At 59.4% G+C, this 22863-nt stretch carries 21 protein-coding genes; 10 read left to right on the top strand and 11 right to left on the bottom strand.

Annotated elements, in window-relative coordinates; genetic code table 11:
- Nucleotides 1–255: 255 nt before the first annotated feature.
- On the bottom strand, nt 256–3387 hold the full coding sequence (locus tag AC2D8O_RS06585) for a tetratricopeptide repeat protein (protein ID WP_484678003.1): 3132 nt from the start codon (nt 3385–3387) through the stop codon (nt 256–258).
- A 281-nt stretch (nt 3388–3668) separates the two neighbouring features.
- On the opposite strand from AC2D8O_RS06585, the gene AC2D8O_RS06580 reads away from it, so the two are divergent.
- The 3 genes from AC2D8O_RS06580 to AC2D8O_RS06570 all read left to right on the top strand — a co-directional run bounded on the left by AC2D8O_RS06580 (nt 3669) and on the right by AC2D8O_RS06570 (nt 6106).
- Nucleotides 3669–4460, top strand: a complete 792-nt coding sequence (locus AC2D8O_RS06580; RefSeq protein ID WP_484678002.1) for a LuxR C-terminal-related transcriptional regulator — start codon at nt 3669–3671, stop codon at nt 4458–4460.
- 153 nt (nt 4461–4613) lie between these two features.
- Nucleotides 4614–5426, top strand: a complete 813-nt coding sequence (locus AC2D8O_RS06575; RefSeq protein WP_484678001.1) for a helix-turn-helix transcriptional regulator — start codon at nt 4614–4616, stop codon at nt 5424–5426.
- A gap of 92 nt (nt 5427–5518) precedes the next feature.
- On the top strand, nt 5519–6106 hold the full coding sequence (locus tag AC2D8O_RS06570; protein ID WP_484678000.1) for a MarC family protein: 588 nt from the start codon (nt 5519–5521) through the stop codon (nt 6104–6106).
- Here the strand turns inward: AC2D8O_RS06570 and AC2D8O_RS06565 are convergent.
- From AC2D8O_RS06565 to AC2D8O_RS06555, 3 genes are all read right to left on the bottom strand, one after another.
- Nucleotides 6075–6452: a hypothetical protein gene (locus AC2D8O_RS06565; RefSeq protein ID WP_484677999.1), complete on the bottom strand. Its 378-nt coding sequence runs from the start codon at nt 6450–6452 to the stop codon at nt 6075–6077. The two genes, AC2D8O_RS06570 and AC2D8O_RS06565, sit on opposite strands and share 32 nt — an antisense overlap.
- Before the next feature lie 55 nt (nt 6453–6507).
- Nucleotides 6508–6861 (bottom strand): hypothetical protein, encoded by a 354-nt coding sequence (locus AC2D8O_RS06560; protein WP_484677998.1) that lies wholly within the window; start codon nt 6859–6861, stop codon nt 6508–6510.
- Between the two features lie 272 nt (nt 6862–7133).
- Complete coding sequence (locus AC2D8O_RS06555) at nt 7134–7595, bottom strand: hypothetical protein (RefSeq protein WP_484677997.1); 462 nt, start codon at nt 7593–7595, stop codon at nt 7134–7136.
- 191 nt (nt 7596–7786) lie between these two features.
- Here AC2D8O_RS06555 and pyk point away from each other — a divergent pair, with 191 nt between their 5' ends.
- From pyk to AC2D8O_RS06535, 4 genes are all read left to right on the top strand, one after another.
- Nucleotides 7787–9217 carry a pyruvate kinase gene (gene pyk / locus AC2D8O_RS06550; protein WP_484677996.1) on the top strand — a complete coding sequence of 477 codons (1431 nt, stop codon included), beginning with the start codon at nt 7787–7789 and terminating at the stop codon, nt 9215–9217.
- 299 nt (nt 9218–9516) lie between these two features.
- The gene (locus AC2D8O_RS06545) at nt 9517–9762 is read left to right on the top strand and encodes a type B 50S ribosomal protein L31 (RefSeq protein WP_484677995.1); all 246 of its coding nucleotides are present in this window, start codon (nt 9517–9519) and stop codon (nt 9760–9762) included.
- Nucleotides 9763–9827: 65 nt separating this feature from the next.
- Nucleotides 9828–10622: a hypothetical protein gene (locus AC2D8O_RS06540; RefSeq protein WP_484677994.1), complete on the top strand. Its 795-nt coding sequence runs from the start codon at nt 9828–9830 to the stop codon at nt 10620–10622.
- Nucleotides 10619–12565 carry a ComEA family DNA-binding protein gene (locus AC2D8O_RS06535; RefSeq protein ID WP_484677993.1) on the top strand — a complete coding sequence of 649 codons (1947 nt, stop codon included), beginning with the start codon at nt 10619–10621 and terminating at the stop codon, nt 12563–12565. The genes AC2D8O_RS06540 and AC2D8O_RS06535 overlap by 4 nt, the downstream gene beginning before the upstream one ends.
- 875 nt (nt 12566–13440) lie before the next feature.
- Here the strand turns inward: AC2D8O_RS06535 and AC2D8O_RS06530 are convergent.
- From AC2D8O_RS06530 to folP, 3 genes are all read right to left on the bottom strand, one after another.
- Nucleotides 13441–15396, bottom strand: coding sequence for an AAA family ATPase (locus AC2D8O_RS06530; RefSeq protein ID WP_484677992.1), 1956 nt, complete (start codon nt 15394–15396; stop codon nt 13441–13443).
- 76 nt (nt 15397–15472) lie between these two features.
- Nucleotides 15473–16258 (bottom strand): diadenylate cyclase CdaA, encoded by a 786-nt coding sequence (gene cdaA / locus AC2D8O_RS06525; RefSeq protein WP_484677991.1) that lies wholly within the window; start codon nt 16256–16258, stop codon nt 15473–15475.
- The gene (gene folP / locus AC2D8O_RS06520) at nt 16245–17123 is read right to left on the bottom strand and encodes a dihydropteroate synthase (RefSeq protein WP_484677990.1); all 879 of its coding nucleotides are present in this window, start codon (nt 17121–17123) and stop codon (nt 16245–16247) included. Before folP ends, cdaA begins: the two co-directional genes overlap by 14 nt.
- Nucleotides 17124–17164: 41 nt before the next feature.
- On the opposite strand from folP, the gene AC2D8O_RS06515 reads away from it, so the two are divergent.
- From AC2D8O_RS06515 to AC2D8O_RS06505, 3 genes are read left to right on the top strand one after another with little or no spacing between them, the layout of a single operon-like run.
- Nucleotides 17165–17743 carry a DUF1599 domain-containing protein gene (locus AC2D8O_RS06515; protein WP_484677989.1) on the top strand — a complete coding sequence of 193 codons (579 nt, stop codon included), beginning with the start codon at nt 17165–17167 and terminating at the stop codon, nt 17741–17743.
- A 59-nt stretch (nt 17744–17802) separates the two neighbouring features.
- Nucleotides 17803–18360 (top strand): bifunctional pyr operon transcriptional regulator/uracil phosphoribosyltransferase PyrR, encoded by a 558-nt coding sequence (gene pyrR / locus AC2D8O_RS06510; RefSeq protein WP_484677988.1) that lies wholly within the window; start codon nt 17803–17805, stop codon nt 18358–18360.
- Nucleotides 18361–18385: 25 nt separating this feature from the next.
- Nucleotides 18386–19378 (top strand): aspartate carbamoyltransferase catalytic subunit, encoded by a 993-nt coding sequence (locus tag AC2D8O_RS06505; RefSeq protein WP_484677987.1) that lies wholly within the window; start codon nt 18386–18388, stop codon nt 19376–19378.
- 82 nt (nt 19379–19460) lie between these two features.
- Here AC2D8O_RS06505 and AC2D8O_RS06500 read toward each other — a convergent pair whose 3' ends face one another.
- From AC2D8O_RS06500 to AC2D8O_RS06485, 4 genes are all read right to left on the bottom strand, one after another.
- A complete protein-coding gene (locus AC2D8O_RS06500) occupies nt 19461–20243 on the bottom strand; it encodes a TerC family protein (RefSeq protein ID WP_484677986.1) in 783 nt (260 codons plus the stop codon).
- A 72-nt stretch (nt 20244–20315) separates the two neighbouring features.
- Nucleotides 20316–21170, bottom strand: a complete 855-nt coding sequence (locus tag AC2D8O_RS06495) for a DUF3108 domain-containing protein (RefSeq protein WP_484677985.1) — start codon at nt 21168–21170, stop codon at nt 20316–20318.
- Nucleotides 21171–21211: 41 nt separating this feature from the next.
- A complete protein-coding gene (locus AC2D8O_RS06490; protein WP_484677984.1) occupies nt 21212–21826 on the bottom strand; it encodes a GNAT family N-acetyltransferase in 615 nt (204 codons plus the stop codon).
- A gap of 55 nt (nt 21827–21881) precedes the next feature.
- Nucleotides 21882–22781 (bottom strand): DMT family transporter, encoded by a 900-nt coding sequence (locus tag AC2D8O_RS06485; protein ID WP_484677983.1) that lies wholly within the window; start codon nt 22779–22781, stop codon nt 21882–21884.
- Nucleotides 22782–22863 lie beyond the last annotated feature (82 nt).

The following is a 22863-nucleotide window of genomic DNA, read 5'->3' as shown; positions in this document are numbered from 1 at the left end:
GTCCCCCTCAGCCTGCGTCATTTCGAACGCGCGAAGTGAGTGAGAAATCTACTTGTGGGCTGTGTGGAGCAGCCCATTACTCTGCAACAAAGAAGGCGGCTCAACGCCGCCTACAGGTAGATTTTTTCGGAAGCCCCAATGGGACAACCTTCGAAATGACGTGTCTTTTACGAGTGACGCTGCGAAGTAGATTTCTTCGCAGCGCTCGAAATTACGTACGGAAAGGCCAATTGCAGCCTTGCCCCTACAGCCCCCCTAGAAGGTGGGGCTGTAGTCGGAGCCGTAGGGCAGCACGGCGGCAAACTCCTGCTCGATGGCCTTCTGGGCGGCGGGCGTGAGGGCGTATTTGCGGGCCTCGCGGGCGGCATAGCCTGCGGCGGTCACGTTCTCCAGCTGCTGCTCGGCGCGGGCATACATGGCCCACAGTTGGCTGTTGCGGCGGTTGAGGGCCATAACCTCGGCGGCCAGCCTGACCACCGCAGTGAAGTCCTTTTTCTGCAACAGCAACTGGCCCAGCCGAAGGGTGATGTCAGTGTGGAGGATCTGGCGGGTGTGCAGCTCGGTCAGCGTCTCAATGGCGGCGTCCATCTTGCCTGTGAGGGCCAGACGCTCGGCCTGCACACGGCGCACGGTGGTGTTCTGTGCGGCGGCACCGGCCAGGAGCGGATCCAGCAGCTGGGCGGCCTCGGTGGTCTTGTTCTGCTTCAGCAGCGCCAGCGCGCGCAGGGCCTGCACCTCGGCATCGGCGGGTTTGCGCTTTTGCCCTTCGGTGAGGTTGTTGTAGGCCTCGGTATACTCGCCACGGGCTATCAGCATTTCACCTGCCAGTATGTACGGTTGGGTGGTGGTGCTGTCGATTCCGGCCACCAGCCCCAGCATCTCTATGGCAGTAGGCATCTGGTTCACCTGATTGGCGTAGACGGCGATGCGGTAATACTGCGGCAGGGTTACGTCGCGGAAGTCCCAGTCGAGCTGGGCCAGTTCGCTCTGGCCGTTGGCACGGAGCAGCATGGCCATCTCGCGGCCACCTTCGGCGTAGAAGTCGGGGTGATAGGCCCGCAGCTGGCTCAGAAGCCGGGCGGCGGGCTCGTGTGCACCCTGCAGCGCCACCATCTGGGCCAGGTACACCGAGTCGCGCCAGCGGCCATTCTCGCCAGCCACGGCAAAGTAGTCGGCAGCTACTTCCGGCACTCCGGCACCGTGATAGGCGGTGCCCAGATTGTGGGCGGCAAGCGCCTTATAGGCCCCACCGTAGCTGTCGGACAGGTAGGCGTAACGGCTGACGGCGTTGTCGAACGAGTCCTGCCGGGCTTTGGCAATGAGGCGGATGATCAGGGCCTCGGGCAGTTCATATTCCTCGGTGTTGAGCGAGGCGGCAAGGGCATTGGCCTGGGCGAAGTCGCCGCGGCGCAGGGCCAGCAGCGCCAGGTTGTTGCGGAAAGACGTAGGGCTGAGGGTGTCGGTCAGCAGGGTCTGTGGTACTTCCGGCAGCAGGCTTTGGGGGGATGGGCTTGTCAGCTCGTACCAGGCGGCACCGGCCAACGCCCAGGGGTCCTGCGGATCCAAGTCCAGCGCAGCGGCATAGAGGTCGCGGGCGTAGTCGGGGCGGTTGTTCTCGTGATACACCATCGCCATATTGGCGTAAAGGGCGGCGTTGTCGGGGGCCAGCAGAATGGCCTTCTTCAAAGCGCCGATGGCGTTGTCGGGCTTGTCGTAGTAGCGGTACAGGGCGGCGAGGTTGGCCAGGACGTGGGGGTCGAGGCGCTCTTCCAGCCCTTCCTGCAGGGTTTGCATGGCCATGAAGGGCTGGCTGCGGGCTCGCAGCAGATTGGCGTGGGTAATACGTGCGGCGGGGAAGGGCACAAAGGCCTCGGCCTCGCGATAGTAGGGTGCCAAATCCACGATAGAGGCGTTCTGCGACAGCATGAGGCCCGCGGCGTTGTAGTTGGCCTTGGGGTCGCGGCGCGAGGTCAGCAGGGCCTGGTTGTAGCGGGCCAGTGCGCTGACGGGGCGGTCGCGCAGGAGTTCGTTGTCGGCCAGTTGGTTTTCCTGTACCACCCGCAGCAGGCGCAGGGAATAGGAGCCTTCGCCAGTGCCCTCAAGAAAGAGAAAGAGAAACAGGGACAGGAACCACACCGTGATGAGACTGATGTTGCTGGGGCGTGGCGGCTTGGAAAGGCCAAAGTAAATGTTGAAGCGCTTCTGGATGTAGGGCGTGAAGTGAAGCAGCAGGTACAGCAGGTACAGGAAATGTACCGTGGTGAAGTACAGCATAAGGTTGCGCTGAAACTGCGCCCGGAACATATACTCGGCCGAAGCGTAATAGTAGAACACGGTAGCGGCGGCCAGGAGGGCGAGTCCGAGGAGGGCCAGTACAAAGCTGAGATGTGTCTGGAAAGTGGCCGAGACCGAACGGTAGACGTTCTGCATGGTAAAGACGGCTACAGCCGCTGCCGCCACAAAGAAATGCGCTGGCTGCAGCCAGCCAGAAGGCGGCAGCCAGTGCAGCTGCTGAGCCAAAACAAAGCCTTCGCCAATGAGCAACAGCACCGCCATAATAAGGAACACCCACAGAGGCTGACGACGGCTGGGGTCGCGGTGGAGGAAAGCCAGAGCCGCCAAGGCATTCACAAGCTCGCGGCTTATCACCAGCAGGAAGCCCAGCGTAAGCAGGCCCATCAGCAGTACAGGAAAAGTAGCCACCTGGTGCAGCCCCGCCAACCCGTCCTTGCGGTACACAATAGCGAAAAGCCCCAGCAACATCAGCAGAAACAGAGCCCACTGTGCAGGCTGCCCCCATACCAGATATTTCTGCTTGAACGCAAAAGCCGGCAGCAGAAACACCATGATGACGGCCAGTGCGCCGAGGCGGAGAGGTGTCTCGCCCAGCAGAAGGTCGGGCACGGCGCTGAACATAAGCCATGCCGCAAATGCGAGATAAGGCAGGAAGCCGACTATGCCCGCCATACGCGAACTGGCCGCCAACACCGCCGCCCAGCCTGCAGCCAGCAGCACCAGCATAGCCAATACCAGCCAACTGCTCACCTCGATGGGCGTGGTGGCGTAGTTGACAAACGCCTTGTGCGCCACGGCCTGCTGTGGCACCTCAAGCCAATCGTGGGTGGCCGTGCCCACAGCTACTTCCACAGGAGTGGCATCGGCTATGGCCTCCACACGCATGACAGCGGTGGTGGGGTTGTAATGAGCCCAGAGGACGCCGCCCAAGGCCAGCAGCAGCAGTGCCAGCAATCCCCAGAACAAACGCTTCCCGGCTTGGGAAAATGTATCAAGGAAGTAGCCAAGTGGCACGAATGGCGGGTCAGTAGCCAAAGGATCGACAGGGGCAACGGCCTCCTGGGTAGAGCGGCTGAGGAATGGGAGCTTCATGCGGGGGAGTAACAGCCAGTATCGGCACGGGAAAATTACGCCTAAAATGAGACCGGGCCGCAAGCGGGGGCCGCAGCAAATGGGGGAGGCCTCCGCATACTGGTACAATTTGGTCACCCATTTGTCGCATTTCACGGATGCATTCCTGCCAACAGCCCCCCAATAGCTAATTATGGACTGTCATTTGTAGAAATTAGGGTAGCCAAAGTGACTAGATTTCAAGCGCCATTCTCCACCTGCTGTTTACAACAGTCGTCCACCCGTCCCAAACCCTTTCTGTCATGCTGACCAAACGTGCCCCCTCGCGCCGCGCCACACTGGATGATATTTTCCAGCTGTGGGACAGCGTGCCGTATGCGCCGAATGTACCCGACTTCAGCGAATTGCAACTTTTTCATCTGCTGAACCAGACCTGGATACCGGCTGGGCCATTCGTGGTATCGGTAACCGACCTGCGTAAAAAGCGCATCTGCCATCTGTCGCGCAATGTGGTTGATCTCCTTGGCTACCCCGCCGACCTACTGATGCGCGAGGGGCTGAAGTTCTGGTCGGAACGGATCGACGCCGACGACCGCGACCGCACCATGCAGGTGCAGCGTGAAGCCTTCCAGCTGACCTACAGCCTGGCGCCAAGCATGCGGCAGTATCTCAAGTTTTCGTTCGTACACCGCATGCGCCACGCCAACGGCGACCTCCTGTGGATTCTGCAGCAGAGCCAGCCGGTGTACATCGACTTCAATGGCAGCATCGTGTACGTGATGAACATTTACACCGACATCACGCCCTACAAGCACGACAACGTCACCTTCGGCACGTTCCACTATCCTACTGGCCGCGACACCTACGAACTGATCCGCCTGCCGTCGGACGAGCAGTTCTCGAAGCTGCTGACGAAACGCGAGCGCGAAATCATCCGCATGCTGATGGATGGCATGAGCAGCAAGCAGATTGCCGAGTCGCTGAAGATTTCGCCCAACACAGTCAACAACCACCGCAAGCGACTTCTGGGCAAGACGGGCTGCAACAATTCGATGGAATTGGTGCGCTATGCGATCGAGCAGGGTTTGTTGTAAGCGGATTATCTGTAAGTTACAGTCATAATTCTCATCTGGCCCGAGGCCGCCCACCGCAAACGCGGTACGGCGGCCTCACGCTTTTGGGGTAAAATAGGGGCTCCCCTTTCGGGTTAATCGTTTAGGGGGCCAAGTGGCGGTAGATTGTGCCTGATGCTGAGCCGAATCTCCCGCCGAACCCCAGCCGCCGCCCCAAGAGAGGTGTCGGATTTGTTTGCGCCGCACTACACCACCAAGCCGCACCAGCCCATCAGCCCGGCGGCCATAGGTCAGTTGCTGAGCTCGGTGCAACACCCCCTGGTTACCACCGACCTGTCACGCTACGTGTCGGGCGTCATCTTCTCTGCCCACCTGCCCTCGCAAAGCCTGTTGCAGTTCGGGGCCAACAGCCAGCGTGTCTTCGGCATCGCCGCCGACGTCATCATTCAGGGCGGGCTGCCCCTGCTCTACAGCCACCTGCACCCCGACGATCTGCCCCACGTGATGCAGATACAGCAGGACATGTACGACATCTACTCGGCCCTGACCAGCTACCGCCGTCTGGGCTTCCGCAGCACCCTGGTGTTCCGCTTCCGCCACCCGCAGCACGGCTACCGCTGGATTCTGCAACAGTGTGTGGTGGCCTCGCTGGATGCTGCTGGCAACCCCGAAATCACCGTTGGCATCTACGACGACCTCAGCCTGTACCTGGCCGAAACGGCCGTACGCGGCACCGCCGAGTTTCATGACAACGGCGGCAACTGGACCGTCGAACGCCTGCCACGCGTGCAGCAGGGCCTGTTTACCAACCGCGAACGCGAGGTACTGAAGCACATGGCTTCGGGCCTCAGCAGCCGCCTCATCGCCGAGCAGCTGCACATTGCCCCCGACACTGTCGTGAGCCACCGCAAACGCATGCTGGTAAAAAGCGGCTGCAAGAACGGCGCCGAACTGGTGCGCTTCGGCATCGAAAATCGCATCATCTGACCCTGACCGAAGGAAAATACCAGCCCTGGCTGTCTACTGGCAGTCGGGGCTGCTTATTTTAGGGCCATTCCCTCCGAAAACTCCTCCGCCGCATGGACTTCACCATCGCCTTCCGCGACATCCTCTCCATCACGCTCATCCTCTTCGCGATCATCGACATCGTGGGGGCGCTGCCCGTCATCATCAACCTGCGGGCCAAGTTCGACGAAATCGAGGCTGGCAAGGCCACTGTGGCGGCAGGTGTGCTGATGATCGGCTTTCTGTTTCTGGGGCAGGAGATTCTTGCGCTCATTGGCATAGACCTCGCCAGCTTTGCCACAGCAGGCGCCATCGTGATTTTCATCATCGCGATGGAAATGATTCTAGGCATCGACATCTTCAAGTCTGAACCCGGGGCGGGCAGCAGCAGCAGCATCGTGCCCATTGCGTTTCCGCTCATCGCGGGGTCGGGTACGCTCACCACGCTGCTGTCGCTGCGGGCGTCCTACGGCATCCTCAACATCATCATCGCCATCCTCATCAACCTGCTGATTGTGTACGTGGTGCTGAAGTCGGTGCCCTATCTGGAGCGCAAGCTGGGCAAGGGCGGGATGGACATTCTGCGCAAAGCCTTCGGCGTGGTGCTGCTGGCCATCGCCGTGAAGCTGTTCAAGACCCACTCGGGGCTGTTTCCGGGGTAAGAGGGGGCTCTTCCAGCTTTCGGAATCTGAAGACACTGCCATCTCCGTAAAAGAGCTTCCTGCCTCTAACTTCGTATTTGTAGGGCTTTTGATCTGGCAACCAAGGGGTTACCAGCGTTACCACAAGCGAATCGGCTACTATCTGCCAGGTCATTGGAGAATTGTCTTCTTCAGCCATACATCCAAAGAAGGACATGCTTCCGGTGTAGTCTGGATTCAGGGTCAGCTCAATGACGCTGCCCATACCTCCACGCGGCCACCATTTGTAATGCCCCGGTCGTAAGGCTTGCCCCCACCCCGGCAGCGCCAGCAGGCAGAAAGAAAGCATCAGCAGGAGGGGCTTCATGTGGAGTGCTGTTGAAGGTGCCAGCTTTCGAAATGGCGCGGGCTGTTTACGCGTCTTACACCCTTTCACGGGCTGGAAAGAAATGCTCGGCGACGGCAAGGATAAACCCTGCCAGCAGCACACCGCCCAGGTACTGAAACTGCACCAGCTGCATGTGTTGGCTGCCCCAGTTCCAGAAATAAGCCGATGGCAGCAGCGCCCACAGCAGCCTGCGGGGCGTAAGGCCCCAGTCTGTGGGTAGGCCGCGCCAGCGCTGCACCTGGCTGCGAAGGGTCAGCAGTATCAGCATGGCCGTGCCCGTAAGCACGAAGGCTACACTGCCCTCTGTCACCTGCTGCAAGAGCGCGGTGCCAATACCCAGCGCAACGAGGGTACCAGCAAGTATATACGACAGATGGGTGCGTGTCATGCTGGAAGATACAACAAGACTTGACAGAAGGCAAGAAAAATCGGGGCTAGCTCTTAGCCATTTCATACAGCACGTCATTTCGAAGGTTGCCCTCCGGGCTTCCTGAGAAATCTACTTTTGGCCTTCGCAGAAGGCCTCTCTGGCATTTTGTCGGGCGGCTCTACGCCGCCCACAGGTAGATTTCTCCGCTACGCTACGAAATGACGTGTAGGCGGATGGCGGTGATTTGATGTCACGAAATGACGTGGTGGGTCTGCGAAGCGTTTTCAGTCTCACCTTCCTGGCAGGGGCATGCCGGGGGCGCTGGGCATCTGGGTGGCGCTGGAGCGATGGACAGACGGCACCGGTGGGGCGGCGGCGTGTGCGGGCTTAGGAGCCTGCGTAGCGGCAGCCGGACTGGCAGCAGGGGCAGACGCCTGCTGCGGCGGGGCTGGCTTGCTGTCGGCGGCAGTCGCGGGGGAGGCAGTCGGTGCGGCAGTCTTTTCGGGCTCGGGCTGGGCTTTGGAGCGTGGGGCTTTGGGTTCCAGCGCGGCGGCGGTGCGCACCAGCGTGCTGTACAGGCTGGTGAGCTTGCCCAGGGTGGTCAGCAGCCCCTTGGCCGAGGGCGTGCCCTCCACGAGGTCGGCCTGGAGCTGGCCCATTGCCGTGTCGAAGAGGTCGGACACATACTGGAGCTTCCGGAAGCAGTCGTGCTGCAGGATGAGACGGGGGCTGTTGGCTTGGGTGGCTGTCATGGTGCAAACCTGCGGGCTGGCGCGCCTATGCACAAACACCCCGTGGCAGGTTGCCGGGAATCCGTACCGGGTTGCACGTGTTATCCACCTGTGTGCCACACGTAACGCAGACTGTGCGGAACGCTAATGCCTTTCTAACCGTGACTGTGGCAACAATCTCCTATTTTGGGGTAGTTGCTCCTCCCGATACCATGATTGAACCCGTATTCAACCGGACCAAGATGATTGCCACGATGGGCCCGGCGTGTACCACCCGCCCCATCCTCACCGAGATGATCCGCTCGGGCGTGGACGTGTGCCGCCTCAACGCCTCGCACGGCACCCATGAAGACCACCAACGCATCATCGACCTCATCCGCGGCATCAACGAGGACGAGAAGGTCTCTATCCCCATTCTGCTGGACCTTCAGGGCCCCAAGCTGCGTATCGGCGACCTAGACGCGCCCATCCCCATCAGTCCCGGCGACCAGATCACCATCTCCAACGGCATCTCCAAGCTGACCGACGGTGTCATCCCCATTCAGATGGACACCTTCGCCCGCGACGTGCGCCCCGGCGACCTCGTCCTCATTGAGGACGGCAAGCACATTCTGCGCGTGCTGCACACCGACGGCATCCACACCGTGAAGCTGGAGGTCATTGCAGGCACAGAGATAGCCCGGCGCAAGGGCGTGAACCTGCCCTACAGCAACGTGTCGCTGCCCAGCATGACCGACAAGGACCTGGCCGACCTCGACTTCGGCATCCGCAACAAGGTGGAATGGGTGGCGCTCTCGTTCGTGCGCCGCGCCGACGACGTGCGCATGCTGCGCGAAATGCTGCGCGAGAAAGGCAGTCAGGCGCGGGTCATCGCCAAAATCGAGAAGCCGGAGGCCCTGAGCAACATCGACGAAATCATCGCCGCCGCCGACGGCATCATGGTGGCCCGTGGCGACCTCGGCGTGGAAATCCCGACCGAGGAAGTGCCCTTCTGGCAGAAGCGCATCGTGCGCAAGTGCAACGACGCCGGCCGGCCGGTCATCGTCGCCACGCAGATGCTCGAGAGCATGATCGAGAACATGCGGCCCACCCGCGCCGAAGCCACCGACGTGGCCAACGCCGTGCTTGATGGCGCCGACTGCGTGATGGTATCCGGCGAAACCTCGATGGGCAAGTACCCCGTGGAGGTCATCAAGACCATGCAGAAGATCCTGACCAAGGCCGAGCAGGAGGAAACCGTCTACCGCCGCGGCACCAAGCCCGACCGCAGTTCGCCCACCTTCCTCTCCGACGCCATCTGCTACACGGCCGTGAAAATGGCCAACGGCGTGGATGCCCGCGCCCTCGTGAGCATGACCCGCAGCGGCTACACCGCCTTTCAGCTGAGCCGCCACCGCCCCAAGGCCAACATCTTCATCTTCACTGACAACAAGGCCATTCTGAACACGCTGTCGCTGGTATGGGGCGTGCGCGCCTTCTACTACGACCGCTTCGTGGGCACCAACGAAACCATCAAGGACGTCATCCACCTGCTGAAGGAAGACGGCTATGTCACCACCGGCGACGTGGTGATCAACACCGCCAGCATGCCCCTTCAGGACCAGGGCCGCACCAACATGGTGAAGCTGACCGTGGTGGAGTAGCCCATTTTACCTCTTGGTAACATTTTGCGGCGAAGATGCCTCCTGCCTTTTACGGCATGCCACAGCCAAACAGGCCAAAGTGCACCTGCACATACAGGCGGTGAGGCTGTGCATATGGAACGCAGCATGCCAGGGGGTTCTGGGAGGGACAATAGGCGGCGGCAAAAAGTCGGAAACATACCAAAACCACGTTACAGGGGGCGCAGCAACGACTTTCAGCACAAACAGTTGCCAAAGCATTTGGAAAGTTGCGGAGGGTTTGTATCTTTGCAGCCCTGCAAGTCGAAAGTCCGCTCGCGATGAAAAAAGATATCCACCCGAACTATCGCACCGTAGTGTTCAAGGACATGTCGTGCGATTATGCTTTCCTGGGCAAGTCGACTGCCCAAACGACCGACACCCTGAAGTGGGAAGACGGCGAGACCTATCCGCTGGTGAAGCTGGATATTTCCAGCGCCTCGCACCCCTTCTTCACCGGGAAGCAGAAGTTTGTTGACACCGCTGGTCGGGTTGACAAATTCTACAACCGCTACAAGAAAAAGTAAGCAATCGCGCAGATTGTCAAAAAGCTACAGCCGGCCTCAACAGCCGGCTGTTCTTATTTGTGGCAATGCTGCGCTCGCTGCTATTACTGCTACTGCTGGGGCTTCTGGTTCTCCTGAGCATAAAGGCCTATGCACAAGGACCCGCATCTGCCACAGCACAAACCGCCTGGCTGCGGGGCTTGGGCAGCTGGAGCGTAATGGGCCACAGCGCGGCACTGGTCGAATTTCAGTCGCATGAACTGGGCCTCGCCGCCAGCCGCCCTTACAGCCTGCCTGAACTGGCCGTATATACCCTTGCCGCCCATGCCAGCCACGGCCAGCACCACGCCGGACTGGCGCTGGAAACCACTGGTTTCGGTGGCTGGCGGCAGAACCGCCTCTCCCTTGCTTACGCCACCCCGTTTCTGCGCCGCTGGGTGCTGGGCATACGCTGGCAGGGGCAGCTGGAGCAATGGCCCGAAGGCCCCACCCGTACAGGCCACCAACTGGACGCCGGGCTGCTGTACCACGCCAGCGACCGTCTGAGTGTGGGCGTGCACACCACCCGACTGCACGGCCAGCGCACCTTGACACTGAGCGGCTGGCACCGGCTGGGCAGCGCCACCACCGCGCAACTGGACGTTCTGCTGCCACTGGAACCTACCACGCCCGAGCAAACCACCACCATCCGGATGGGCCTGCGCCACCGCCTGAGCTGCGACCTGGAAGTGATGGCGGGCTATGCCCCTACTCCAGCGCTGCTGAGTGCGGGCTTAACCGTACTGTGGCACCACTGGCAACTGCTGTTTGCCAGCGCCTGGCAGGTGCATCTGGGGGTAAGTACCACCGTGGGCCTCACCTACTTCCGCCTGCCCCGATGAAACACCTGCTGCTCGTGCTGCTGGCGGTGCTGGCCCAGACCGCACAGGCCCAGACGCCCGCGCTCTTCCCCACCGAACTGGAAGATGCGGCCTTCCGCAACGCCCAGCCCGACGACGCCGATCTGGAGCAGCTGGCAGGCTGGTGGGCGCAGCTGGCCGAACGACCGCTGAACCTGAACACCGCCATTACCGACGAGTTGGCGCGCCTGCCCGGCAGTAATCTGTTGCTGGCCCAGCGCCTCGCTGCACACCGCGACAGCACCGGCGGCCTCACGTCCTTCTACGAGCTACAGGCCCTGCCGGGCATGACCGACGCCCTGCTGGAACGCTGGCGCCCGCTGGTATACGTGCCCGGCGATGTCCTGCTGGAGCCCACGGCCACAGCCGCAGGGTGGCAGTATCGGAGTTTGGTGGGGGTGCGGGCACCTGCGGCCAGGGGCACCTTTCGCGGCAGTGGCCTGCGCCTGCAACAGCGGCTGCGGTGGCAGCGGGGCCCGTGGGCGGCAGGAGTCCTCACCGACAAAGACCCCGGCGAGCGCAGCCCAGCCGACTTTCTTTCCGGCTTTGTGGCATATACCCAGCCGCGCTGGCAGGCTGTGGTGGGGGACTTCGCCGTAGACCTGGGGCAGGGGCTGGTGATGGGCAACGGCCTGGGCTGGCAGCGCGGTGGCGATGCCGTGCTGTCGGCGCGGCGGCTGGCCGTGGGCCTGCAACCGTGGCGGAGCAGTGGCGAAGCGGGCTTTCTGCGGGGAGCGGCGGCACAGGTGTCGCTGGAGCGCAACTGGCAGGCGATGGCCTGGGCCTCGTGGCGGTGGCTGGACGCCAACCTGCTGACTGACAGCACCGGAGACTACACCGAAGCCCGCAGTATGGCCGTGAGTGGCCTGCACCGCACCGAAGGCGAATGGGCCCGCCGCAACACACTGGGTGAAGCCGTGGGCGGCCTGCGGGTGCAGTGGCAGCGTCAGCAGCGGGGCCGCGAATGGCGGCTGGGAGCGAGTCAGCACCTCCAGCACTACGCCGTGCCCGTGCAGCAGGCCGCCACTTACTACCGCCGTGAGCCCCTGAGCGGCAGCACCTTCGGGTGGACGCAACTGGACTGGGACATACGCCTGCCGGGGGCCAACTTCTTCGGCGAGGTGGCGCGCAGCCGCTACGAACTGGGGGGCCGTCATGCGGCACACGCGGGCGTGCTGGCCATCCTGGGCGACCGCAGCGAGGCGGCAGTGGGCGTCCGGTGGTTCGAGGCGGGCTATGTGGGGCTGCGGGCACAGTCGCTGGGGCGCATACCCGGCGCGCCCGCCAACGAGCAGGCCGTATATCTGGGATGGACGTACCGCCCGCAGCGCGGCTGGGTGCTACAGGGCTGGCACGAGCAGTTTCGCCACCCGGCCCCGCGCTACGGCGTGGGCGCGCCCTCCACCGGCAGCGAGACCTTCCTACAGGTGCAGTGGCAGCCGAGCCGCACGCGCAGCCTCACCTTACGTGTGGTGTGGGAAAGCGGCCAGCGCGACACCGGCAGCACCATATTGCGGTCCGCCGTGCCGTGGCAGACCGTGCGGCTGCGCCTGGAATATGCCCACAGCGGCCTCCTGCGCTGGAAACTGCGCGCCGAAGGGCTGCGCTACCGCCAGACCGAACCGCTGACCGGCGGTCTGCTGCTGGGCAGTATGGCGTGGAAGCCGCACCGGGGTGTGCTGCTGCGCTCAGACGTAGTGGGATGGTGGACCCATCAAATGCCCGAGCGCCTCTACGCCGCCCTCAGCGACTTTGCCGGACTGCAAACACTGGGACAATACACCGGGCGCGGGGTGGCGGGCGTGCTCCTCACCGACTGGCAGCCGCGCCGCCGCCTGACGCTGGGCCTGCGTGTGGGCGTCCACGCTACTGCGGGGTCAGTGCCCCGATGGGAGGGGGTGATGAGGGTGAGTGTGGGCGGGTGAAAGGGGGGAAGCACAGCACCGCACCCACTCACGTCATTTCGAACGAGCGCAGCGAAGTGAGAAATCTACCTGTAGGCGGCTTGCCGCCTTCTCCCGCCACCCGAGGCTGGCCTTCTGCGAAGGCCAAAAGTAGATTTCTCAGGAAGCCTGCGGCAACCTTCGAAATGACGAGAGAGGGTACGACTGGGCAGCCGCCCCGCCGCCTGACGCTGGGTCTGCGCGTGGGCGTCCACGCTACTGCGGGGTCAGTGACCCGATGGGAGGGGGTGATGAGGGTGAGTATGGGCGGGTGAAAGGGGGGGGCACAGCACCGCACCACTCACGTCATTTCTAACGAGCGCAGCGAAGTGAGAAATCTACCTGTAGGCGGCTTGCCGCCTTCTCCCGCCACCCGAGGCTGGCCTTCTGCGAAGGCCAAAAGTAGATTTCTCAGGAAGCCTGCGGCAACCTTCGAAATGACGTGTGAAGGAGAGAGGATAGCGCCTGGGAAGCCGAGCCGCCACCTGACGCTGGGCCTGCGTGGGCGTCCACGCCGCTGCGGGGTCAGCGCCCCGATGGGAGGGGGTGATGAGGGTGAGTATGGGCGGGTGAAAGGGGGGGCACAGCACCGCACCACTCACGTCATTTCGAACGAGCGCAGCGAAGTGAGAAATCTACCTATAGGCGCTTGCCGCCTTCTCCCGCCACCCGAGGCTGGCCTTCTGCGAAGGCCAAAAGTAGATTTCTTAGGAAGCCTGCGGCAACCTTCGAAATGACGTGTGAAGGAGAGAGGAAAGCGCCTTGGCAGCCGCGCCGCCGCCTGACGCTGGGCCTGCGCGTAGGCATCCACGCCGCTGCGGGGTCAGTGTCCCGATGGGAGGGTGAGTGTAGCCAAATTATGATTGAAACTCTTCCTCAAGTAATGAAAACAAAGGCGGAATAAATTTAATAGGCAACTTATAATAAAACTCGGCAATTATATATTTAACATCGTTTCGAAATACGAAATCAATCAGAGCATTTCGGCTTGCATAAAAATCATCACTCTTAGAACCAACAATAAACCCACCCCCTTTAATCGTATATAAATAATTATTAGTTGAAAAATTTAAACTTCTAAAGCTAGATTTTACTTCAGCATCACCTTTTAAATTTACCGCGTACTTAATTGAACTTAATAAAGATTCAGGCTCTAAACAATCTTCAATTTCTGTTTCAACATAGTCTCCTGCCGCTTCCAAAGGCTTTAACTCATAACGATTCTTAACAATTTGAATACGCCGAATCATAATAACCCATTTTCTTTTTGAATCGGGCAACCTTGAGTGTCCATCAAATTTTACCCTGACTTGATCAGTGTCGATCAAAAATAATGCTCTTCCAGTGCAAATATCTATATCACCATGAGATAATGCACCAAAAATTATATTATATAGCTTTATAACATTCCCACAACCTCCGACTGGTAGTATTCGCAATGATTCAATTTTGTCACTCAAGTATTTCTTGATATAAAAAAGATCATCAACGCCTTCGCAAATAATCCAATTAACTCCTACGCGCATAGCAGATATAATTGAAATAGCGAGCTCAAAATATGATCTAAGTGAAACATCTTCAGGAAAAAGAGAAACATTAGCAAATGTCTTAGCACAATCAGCACTTGTAAATATTTGCTTGCTAGTAATGTGATGCAAAGTCCCCCTGTCTAATACAGGAAGCCCCCCATACCAATGAGTAGTCAATATTATACTGCATTTATCACTTGCGAGGCTAGTTAGACGCTGAAGTTGCCCTAAACGCCTGTTTGCATGCAATGAGGCCTCCGGCTCATCAATCCCAATTATCAGATTCTCAACACGTGAATCCCTAGTAACCAAAGCGCTAATTACATCCAATAAGGCAACTCTTTGCTCTCCACTACTCAATTCATTAACATCGCGTTCATTAAATTTTAAGTCCTTCTGAGAAAAGTATGCTTTAATTATAAGGTCGGTCAGATCACCAGAATTGACAATTTCTTTCTTTGCGTATTTCACCTTAAACTCATACTTAGGATCAATTGCCTTTACCTTCTCATTTAGATCATTGATGTACTCAGACAATCTTTGATTCATAATATCCAGAACTGATTTTTTATTCTTTCCATCAAAAGGAATACGTTTTTCATTCAAATATCTCGCAACTTGCATTTCCAGTTTATTACTTACAAGCTTCTGAACTAAATCTCCTTCTAATTGCAAAGCATCAAATGCATTAAGTTCAATGGGTATATGTATATAACTATAATACCCTCTTATAAAAAAAAGAACATCCTCTAAATCATTTTTACTAATCTTATTCTTTTTCATCTCTCCATTAAAGAAATTACTAAGCTCATTGCCAAAAAATATGTCATCAGAAGCAGAATTTCGAATACCAATAAAAACAAGCCTGTGCGATTTCCTAGAAAAATCATCAACTAAATTAATTCTTTTTAAATTTTCATACAAATTGATTAACCCATTAGTAGCATTATTTGCAAAATCATCAAGACTAATCTGCTCAGGTATATTTCGTAAAACAGAGTCGATTACATCAATAGCATTCCTAAGTGGTTGGCGGCACGACTTCAGCCCTTCAATAGGTACTATACAAAATAGGCATATATAACAATCAGCAGAGCTCTTTCCTTTTGTGATATTCCAAGCTCGATTATTAAAAAATGAATCTAAAATTTCCAAGATAGTACTCTTGCCAACACCATTGTCCCCAACAAAGATTGCCAGTTGTTCTCCAGATTTACTAAACAAAGGAATAAAGACATCACTAGCGTAAGTCTTGTAGTTTCGAGCTAAAATACCCAGAATCATGGCAACTTTTTTCCGAAAATAAACAGAAAAACTAGGCCATCAAGCCGATTCCCTTAAAAAACTTCATCAGCCCCCCCTACCCCAGTCTCTGGCTTTGGTAGTTGCTTAGAAAACTGAAGAGTTCGTCGGAGGAGAGGCTGCGCTTGATGCGGCCGCTTTGGGTGACGGAGATTTTGCCCGTCTCCTCGCTGACGACGATGGCGGCGGCGTCTGATACCTCCGTGATGCCCAGGGCGGCGCGGTGGCGCATGCCCAGTTCGGCGGGGATGTCGGGGTCGTCGGAGATGGGGAGCACGCAGCGCGCCGCCACAATGAGCGTGCCCCGTACCAGCACCGCGCCGTCGTGCAGCGGACTGGTGCGGTTGAAGATACTGAGCAGCAGGCGCTTGGAGATTTCGGCATTGATGGTGTCGCCGGTTTGCTCTATGCTGGAGAGGTTGTTGTTGCCCTCGATGACGATGATGGCGCCGGTGCGGGTGGCGGAGAGGGCCTCGCAGGCCTCGATGATTTCGCGCATGTGCTGGTCGCTGGCGCTTTCGCCGCCAAACTGCTTGCGCAGGGCCCTCAGCGAGGAATTCTGCGACAGCGTGATGAGGAAGCGGCGGATTTCCGGGGCGAAGACCACCACGACGAGGATGGCGCCAATCTGGACGAGCTGGTTGAGCAGGGTTTTGAGCAGGGCGAGGTCGAGGTACTCGCTCAGCTGCCAGGCGAAGACCATGCCCATGAGGATGACGAACAGCTGCACGACGATGGTGCGCTGGAACAGCTTGTGGAGGCGGTAGATGATGAACGCCACCAGGAGGACGTCGAGCACGTCGATGAGGCGAACGGAGAGGAAACCGACCCTAAAGAGCTCCATACAGCAAGCTAAACAAATCGGTGGCCTGACGGGCGGCGCGGACGTCGTGAACTCTCAACAGGCGAGCCCCAGCGCGGAGGGCCTCCCAGTGGAGGGCGGTGGAAGTGGGGGCCAGGTGGGCGTCGAGAGCAGGGAGGTCGAGGCCGTCGGGGGCGTGGGCGAGCTGGCGTAACATGCGCTTGCGCGAGATGCCGACGAGCAGGGGCAGGCCCAGCAGCTGGAGGTGCGAGAGGCCGCGGAGGAGCGTGAGGTTGTGGTCGAGCGTTTTGCCGAAGCCGAAACCGGGGTCAAGCACGACGTCGTGCACGCCAAGCTGGCGCAGCTGCATCACCTTGCCGGCGAGGAAGGCGAACACCTCGGCCACTACGTTGACGTAGAAGGGGTTCTGCTGCATGGTGGCGGGTGTGCCCTGCATGTGCATGAGGATGTAGGGCACGCGCAGGCGGGCAACGGTAGGCAGGAGATCGGCGTCAAGGCTACCGGCGGAGACGTCGTTGACGATGTGGGCGCCGGCCTCGATGGCGGCCTGGGCTACGCTGGCGCGGAAGGTGTCGACGCTGAGAAGGGCGTGGGGAAACTCCTTCGCCAGGGCTTCGATGACGGGCACCACGCGGCGCAGTTCTTCTTCGGGGGCGACGTCGGGGGCACCGGGGCGGGTGCTGTAGCCGCCGATGTCGAGGACGTCGGCGCCGTCAGCCAGCAGCTGGGCGGCGTGGCGCAGGGCGGCGTCGGGGGTGTTGTAGCGGCCGCCGTCGGAGAAGCTGTCGGGCGTGACGTTGAGGATGCCCATGATGCGCGGGCGGTCGAGCGTCAGGAGGTGGCCCCGGCAGTTGAGGGCGTGCGCAATTCGGGGGAGGGGCGTCATCAATGCGACAAAATTAGCGGATATTCGTGGGCCCATTCGTTATGGCAGATACCCTGACCCAATACCAAGGGGTGCTGGCCCAGTGCCGCGCCCTGTTTGCCGCCAAAGCGCAGGACTATGGCGCGTCGTGGAGCATCCAACGGCCGTCGTCGGCCACGGACCAGCTGTTCATCAAGGCGCGGCGCATCCGCACGCTGGAAGAGACGGGCGAGAACCGTGTGGGCGACAGCATCGAGAGCGAGTACATCGGCATCGTGAACTACTGCATCATTGCGCTGATGCTGCTGGACCCTGCGCTGCGGGCGCGCTTCGAAGCGGCCAACTACCGCCCCAATCTGGCCGAACTGATGCAGGAGTATGACCGCTGGGCGAAAGAGGCCGAAACGACGATGCTGGCGAAGAACCATGACTACGGCGAAGTGTGGCGGGAAATGCGGCTGACGTCGATGACGGACATGCTGCTGGTGCGGCTGGTAAGAATCAAGCAGATTGAAGACAACGCCGGGCAGACAAAGGTTTCGGAGGGGATTGGGTCGAACTACATTGACATGATCAACTACGCGGTGTTTGCGCTGATTCTGCTGAGCGAAGGTGCGGGCGGAATGGGGCAAAAGGCGTAGCTTCGTACCCGGTTCGGCCGTAAGGCCTGTCTCCACCTGACCCCAAGCCCGTCCCGGCCATGAGCACCCGCCTGCTGTTCGACAAAGCCCGCCTGCACGTAACCCTGCAACGCCTGGCGCGGCAGGTGCTGGAGCACCACCCGAAGCTGGAAAACCTGTGCGTGATAGGCATACAGCCCCGAGGCGCGCGCCTCTCGCGGCGGTTCATTGCGCTGCTGAAAGCCCTGCGGCCCGAGGCGAAGATCTACTACGGGGAGCTGGACATCACGTTCCACCGCGACGACTTCCGGTGTGGCGACTCGCCGCTGCTGCCCGAAGCCACCGACATCACCTTTGACCTGGAGGGCCGCGACGTGGTGCTGGTAGACGACGTGCTGTTTACCGGACGCACGGTGCGCGCCGCCATGGACGCCATGCTGAGCTATGGCCGGCCGAAGTCGGTAGAGCTGCTGGTGCTGATAGACCGGCAGCGCATGCGCGAGCTGCCCGTAGAGCCGTTCTACCGCGGAATAGCCGTAGACACGCTGGACCACGAGAAAGTGCTGGTGGAGTGGGAAGAGACCCACGGCGCCGACTCGGTGTACATACAGCAGCGCACCCCCACCCCGAACGCCTGAGCCCCCTTCTGATATCCCCCGAGCCATGTCCGACGCCGTGCAGCCCACCGCTCCCCACCGCCAGAGCCAGCTATCGACCCGCCACCTGCTGGGCATCAAGGACATTACGCGCGAAGACATTCTGAAGATTTTTCAGACGGCGGACGGCTTCAAGTCGGTTCTGGACCGGCCGATCAAGAAGGTGCCGAGCCTGCGGGAGATCACCATCGCGAACATTTTCTTCGAGAACAGCACGCGCACACGCATCAGCTTTGAGCTGGCAGCCAAGCGCCTGAGTGCCGACGTAATCAACTTCTCCTCCAGCGGAAGCAGCGTGAGCAAGGGCGAAACACTGGTAGACACCGTGCAGAACATACTGGCGATGAAGGTGGACCTGGTGGTGATGCGCCACTCGAAACCGGGTGCGCCGCACTTCCTGTCGCGGCACGTGGATGCGCAGATCGTGAACGCGGGTGACGGTACACACGAGCACCCCACGCAGGCCCTGCTGGACGCGTACAGCCTGCGGGAGAAGTTTGGCCGCGTGGAGGACCTGAAAGTGGCCATCGTGGGCGACATTCTGCACAGCCGCGTGGCGCTGAGCAACATCTTTGCCCTGAACAAACTGGGTGCCAAAGTGCGGGTATGCGGCCCGCCCACCCTGCTGCCGCGGCACATAGCCGAGTTGGGCGTAGAGGTGTCGTATGACCTGCGGGAAACCCTGCTGTGGGCCGACGCCGCCAACATGCTGCGTGTGCAGCACGAACGGCAGGATATCCGCTATTTCCCGAGTGTGCGGGAGTATGCACGGCACTATGGCCTGACGCTGCCCACGCTGGAAGACCTGAACCACCACCGCGCCGAGCCGCTGGTGATTCTGCACCCTGGCCCCATCAACCGGGGGGTGGAACTGACCAGCGAAGTCGCCGACGGCGACCATGCCATCATCCTGGACCAGGTGCTGAACGGCGTAGCCACGCGCATGGCCGTGCTGTACCTGCTGGCCGGGGGCAGGGCCTTCTCGCCGGAGCAGATGTAGCCGGAAGGGCCATTACCTGAAAAAACGACGAAGGGCAGCCGATGAAGCTGCCCTTCTGTATTTCGATACTCGGAATAGCGTTCTAGACGGCGCTGTCGCCGTTGAGCTTGTCGGGGTCGGGCATGTTGATGCGGACGGTGTGGCCGCGGGCGTGTCGGATTCGGATATTCAGAACCTCCACTCCCAATGCAAAGACCATCGCGAAGTAGATATAGCCCTTGCTGATGTGCTGGCCGATGCCCTCGGATACCAGCACGATACCCACCAGCAGCAGGAAGCAGAGCGCCAGCATCTTGAAGGTGGGGTGCCGCTCGACGAACTTACCAATGGGCTTGGCAAAGATGAGCATGCCAGCCAGCGCAATGACCACCGCAGTAACCATTACCCAGAGCTGCTCGGCCAGGCCGATGGCGGTAACAATGCTGTCAACAGAGAATACGAGATCAATGAGGATAATCTGTGACATGACGCTCCAGAAGGACTTTCCGGAAAGGTTGGCAGAGCCATCGTTTTCGTCGGCAGGGCCTTCGAGCTTATCGTCAATCTCCTTCACCGCTTTAACCAGCAGGAAGAGGCCACCCACAAAGAGAATGATGTGCTTGCCAGTAACCTGATGATGGTAGTTGGCGGCGTCGAAGTCGATTGAGAAAATGGGGGTTTGCAGTTCGCGGATGAGAACAGTAAGCAGCGAGAGCAGAATGACCCTGATGATGAGGCCAATAACAGCCCAATAGCGGCGTGCCTTGGCCCGAAGTTCGGGGGGCAGCTTACCCGCCAGAATGGCTACAAAGATGACGTTGTCGATACCGAGGGCAATTTCCATTGCCACCAGCGACAAGAGACTGATGATAGCAGCGAGGGTCATGTGGAGATGAAGGAGCTGTAGAGTGGCGCAAAGTTGCACCACTGCGCGCAGAAAACCAGCAGGTGGCGGCGGTTAGTCGTCGATGCGGCTGGTAAGGGGGTGGCGGAGATTCTGCATATCGCGAATCTCGGCGTTGATGTTGCCTACTACAAGCGGGCTGTAGATTTTGACAGGCAAGTGGTTGGCATCATCCGTGACCCAGATGATCATGTTGTCCTCGTCCTTGAAAACAGTGCCTGCAACCACACGTGGGGTGATTTTGAGGCAGCGGAAGGTACCTGCGGATACCTCAACGTCTTCGCGGCCGATTACTTTGAAGCCAAGGCGGTAGACTTTGTCGTCGAGAAAAATAGGGACCTCAACAAACTGGCCAGCAGGGATGGTGCCGAAGTCGAGGGTGCGGGCGTAATAGAAAGCAGAGAGGATATCGCGGGTGTGGCCGATGGTCGAGAACTCGCCTTTGCCGCCGCGAATGGTGCCTGCCTCATGATTGAAATAGACTTCGTCGGTGAAGCGGATTTTACCCTCGTGGACTTTGCGGATGTAACGCTGTGGCAGCATGGTCTCGGCGTCAACCCAGGTGTCGAACTCGTCGCGGACGGTGAAGAAGGTTTCGACGAGCCCCATTGACCGACCAGTGCCCTTGAAATAGTAGCAACTGCGGCCATTGATAGCCGCCATCTGGCCGGAGACGCTAAATACGGCCTCTCCGGCGTTGAGCCAGCCATAGCGCAGGCGGTAGGTGACCTTCTCGCCCAGGTTGAAGCTTTCGTTGCGCACGACAGGGAACTTGCGTGCGGGCCTGTCAGGGGTAGGCGTAACGAGGGAGTCGGTGAGCGGAGTTTGCCGCTGCACAGGCACCATACTGGCGCCACCCACGGTAAGCATCAGGAAGAGCAGGCGGGGGGCAACAAGACGCGCTTTCATAACACAGAAGATTCTAGCAAAAAACATGCCTCGTTTGGCAGTTAGGGTTTGGATGCCGTAATGGCCGCAGGGTTTAGCCCTGCCTGCATAGCAGCCTGATAGTCAGCGTACAGCATTCCATACAGTTTGACATCATGGTAATGGCCGTCGATTTTGACGAGCTGGCGTTGCAGACCCTCGTACTTCATGCCGACTTTTTCAAGCAGGCGCTGGGAGGCGAGGTTGCTGATAACACAACGGGCCTCGAGGCGGTTGAGGCGAAGCTGTCGGAAGGCGAGGCGCATGACAGTCTGCACCGCTTCGGTCATGAAGCCTTTGCCCCACCACTGCTGGCCCAGGGCATAGCCAATTTCGGCACGGTCGTTCTCGGCATCGACCGCTACAAACCCACAGGTACCCATGAGACGATTGGAGTGTTTCTCGATAACGCCCCACTCAGACACTTTTCCATCGCGGTAATTGGCGAGAACCGCGCGGATATGCTCAACGCTGTCGCTGAGGGTGAGATGACGAGACCATAGGACGTAACGGGCGACCTCGGGATCCTGGGCATAGCGGAACATATCGTGGGCGTCTTCCAGCACCAGCTTACGGAGAAAGAGCCGCGGGGTTTCCAGCAGGGGCAGGTTCCGAAAAAAGGCTTTCTCCTGAAACATGGGGGTGGAGCGGAAGCAGATGCAATAACAAGATACACTTGCGGACGCGAGGAACCTACATCACGTGGCGCACACGGCGCAGGGTAAACTGCACTACCCCACTGACGCCCACGAGCGAGATGAAAATGAGGGATGCGCCCAGAACCTCGCGCCATGTGAGGTGTTCGGCGAAGATGATGACACCCATGAGGGTGGCGTGTAGAATCTGACTGGCAGAGATGATGGAGCCGCGGGGTGCGTCGATGTATCGGTAGCCAACGGTGAGCAGTGCCTGAGCCGCCACACCCAAAACAGACGAACCCGCCAGCCACAGCCAGGTGATAGCAGAGGCGTCGAACCGGAAGGTAGGCCACGCCAGGATACCGACCATTAGCGAGCCTAGGGCGAACTGGTAAAAGAGAATGATGCGGGAACTGTCGTACTTACGGGCCTGGTGCAGCATGGTAATGGCAATGCCCGCAATGAGGCCACTGAGCGCGGCGTAGAAATCACCAAGGCGGACAGAGGAGAAGTCGGGCACGGCGACGAGGTACATGCCTACCATAGTAAGGAGCAGGAAAAGATACTGCAGCCGACTACTTCCTTGATAGCCCGGGAAGAAAGGGGCCAGCAGGAAAATATAGACCGGGCTGGTCATGTTGAGGAGGTTGGCGTTGGTGATGGTGGTGTGCTGAACCCCCAGAAAGAAGAACACCGAGGCCATGATGTTGAAGAACGCGCGGAGCAGCGTATAGCGGAGGTTGACCGGGCGTAGGCGCTGGGCGAGGGAGTGGCCGTCGTTGGCGAAAAGGACGGTTGCCGAGATCCAGATGAGGCCGGCAAAGAAACGGAGGAAGGCCACCTGGAGGGAATCGACCCCGGAGTGGTTGGCGAGCTTGGCGAAAACGGTGGTGCCAGCAAACAAAACCGCCGCCGTACCGAGGGCAGCGACGCCGAAGAACGTATTACGTTTCATGCGTTGCCCCGCGATCCGGCGGCAGGAGGTGTCGATAGGAGATACATGGTGACGGATGTCGCACCAAGAACGAACCCTCGCA

The sequence above is a fragment of the Pontibacter sp. T17 genome (genome assembly GCF_057219875.1).
The sequence above is the reverse complement of the archived record's forward strand: the minus strand, read 5'-3'. Positions and strand labels throughout refer to the sequence as shown.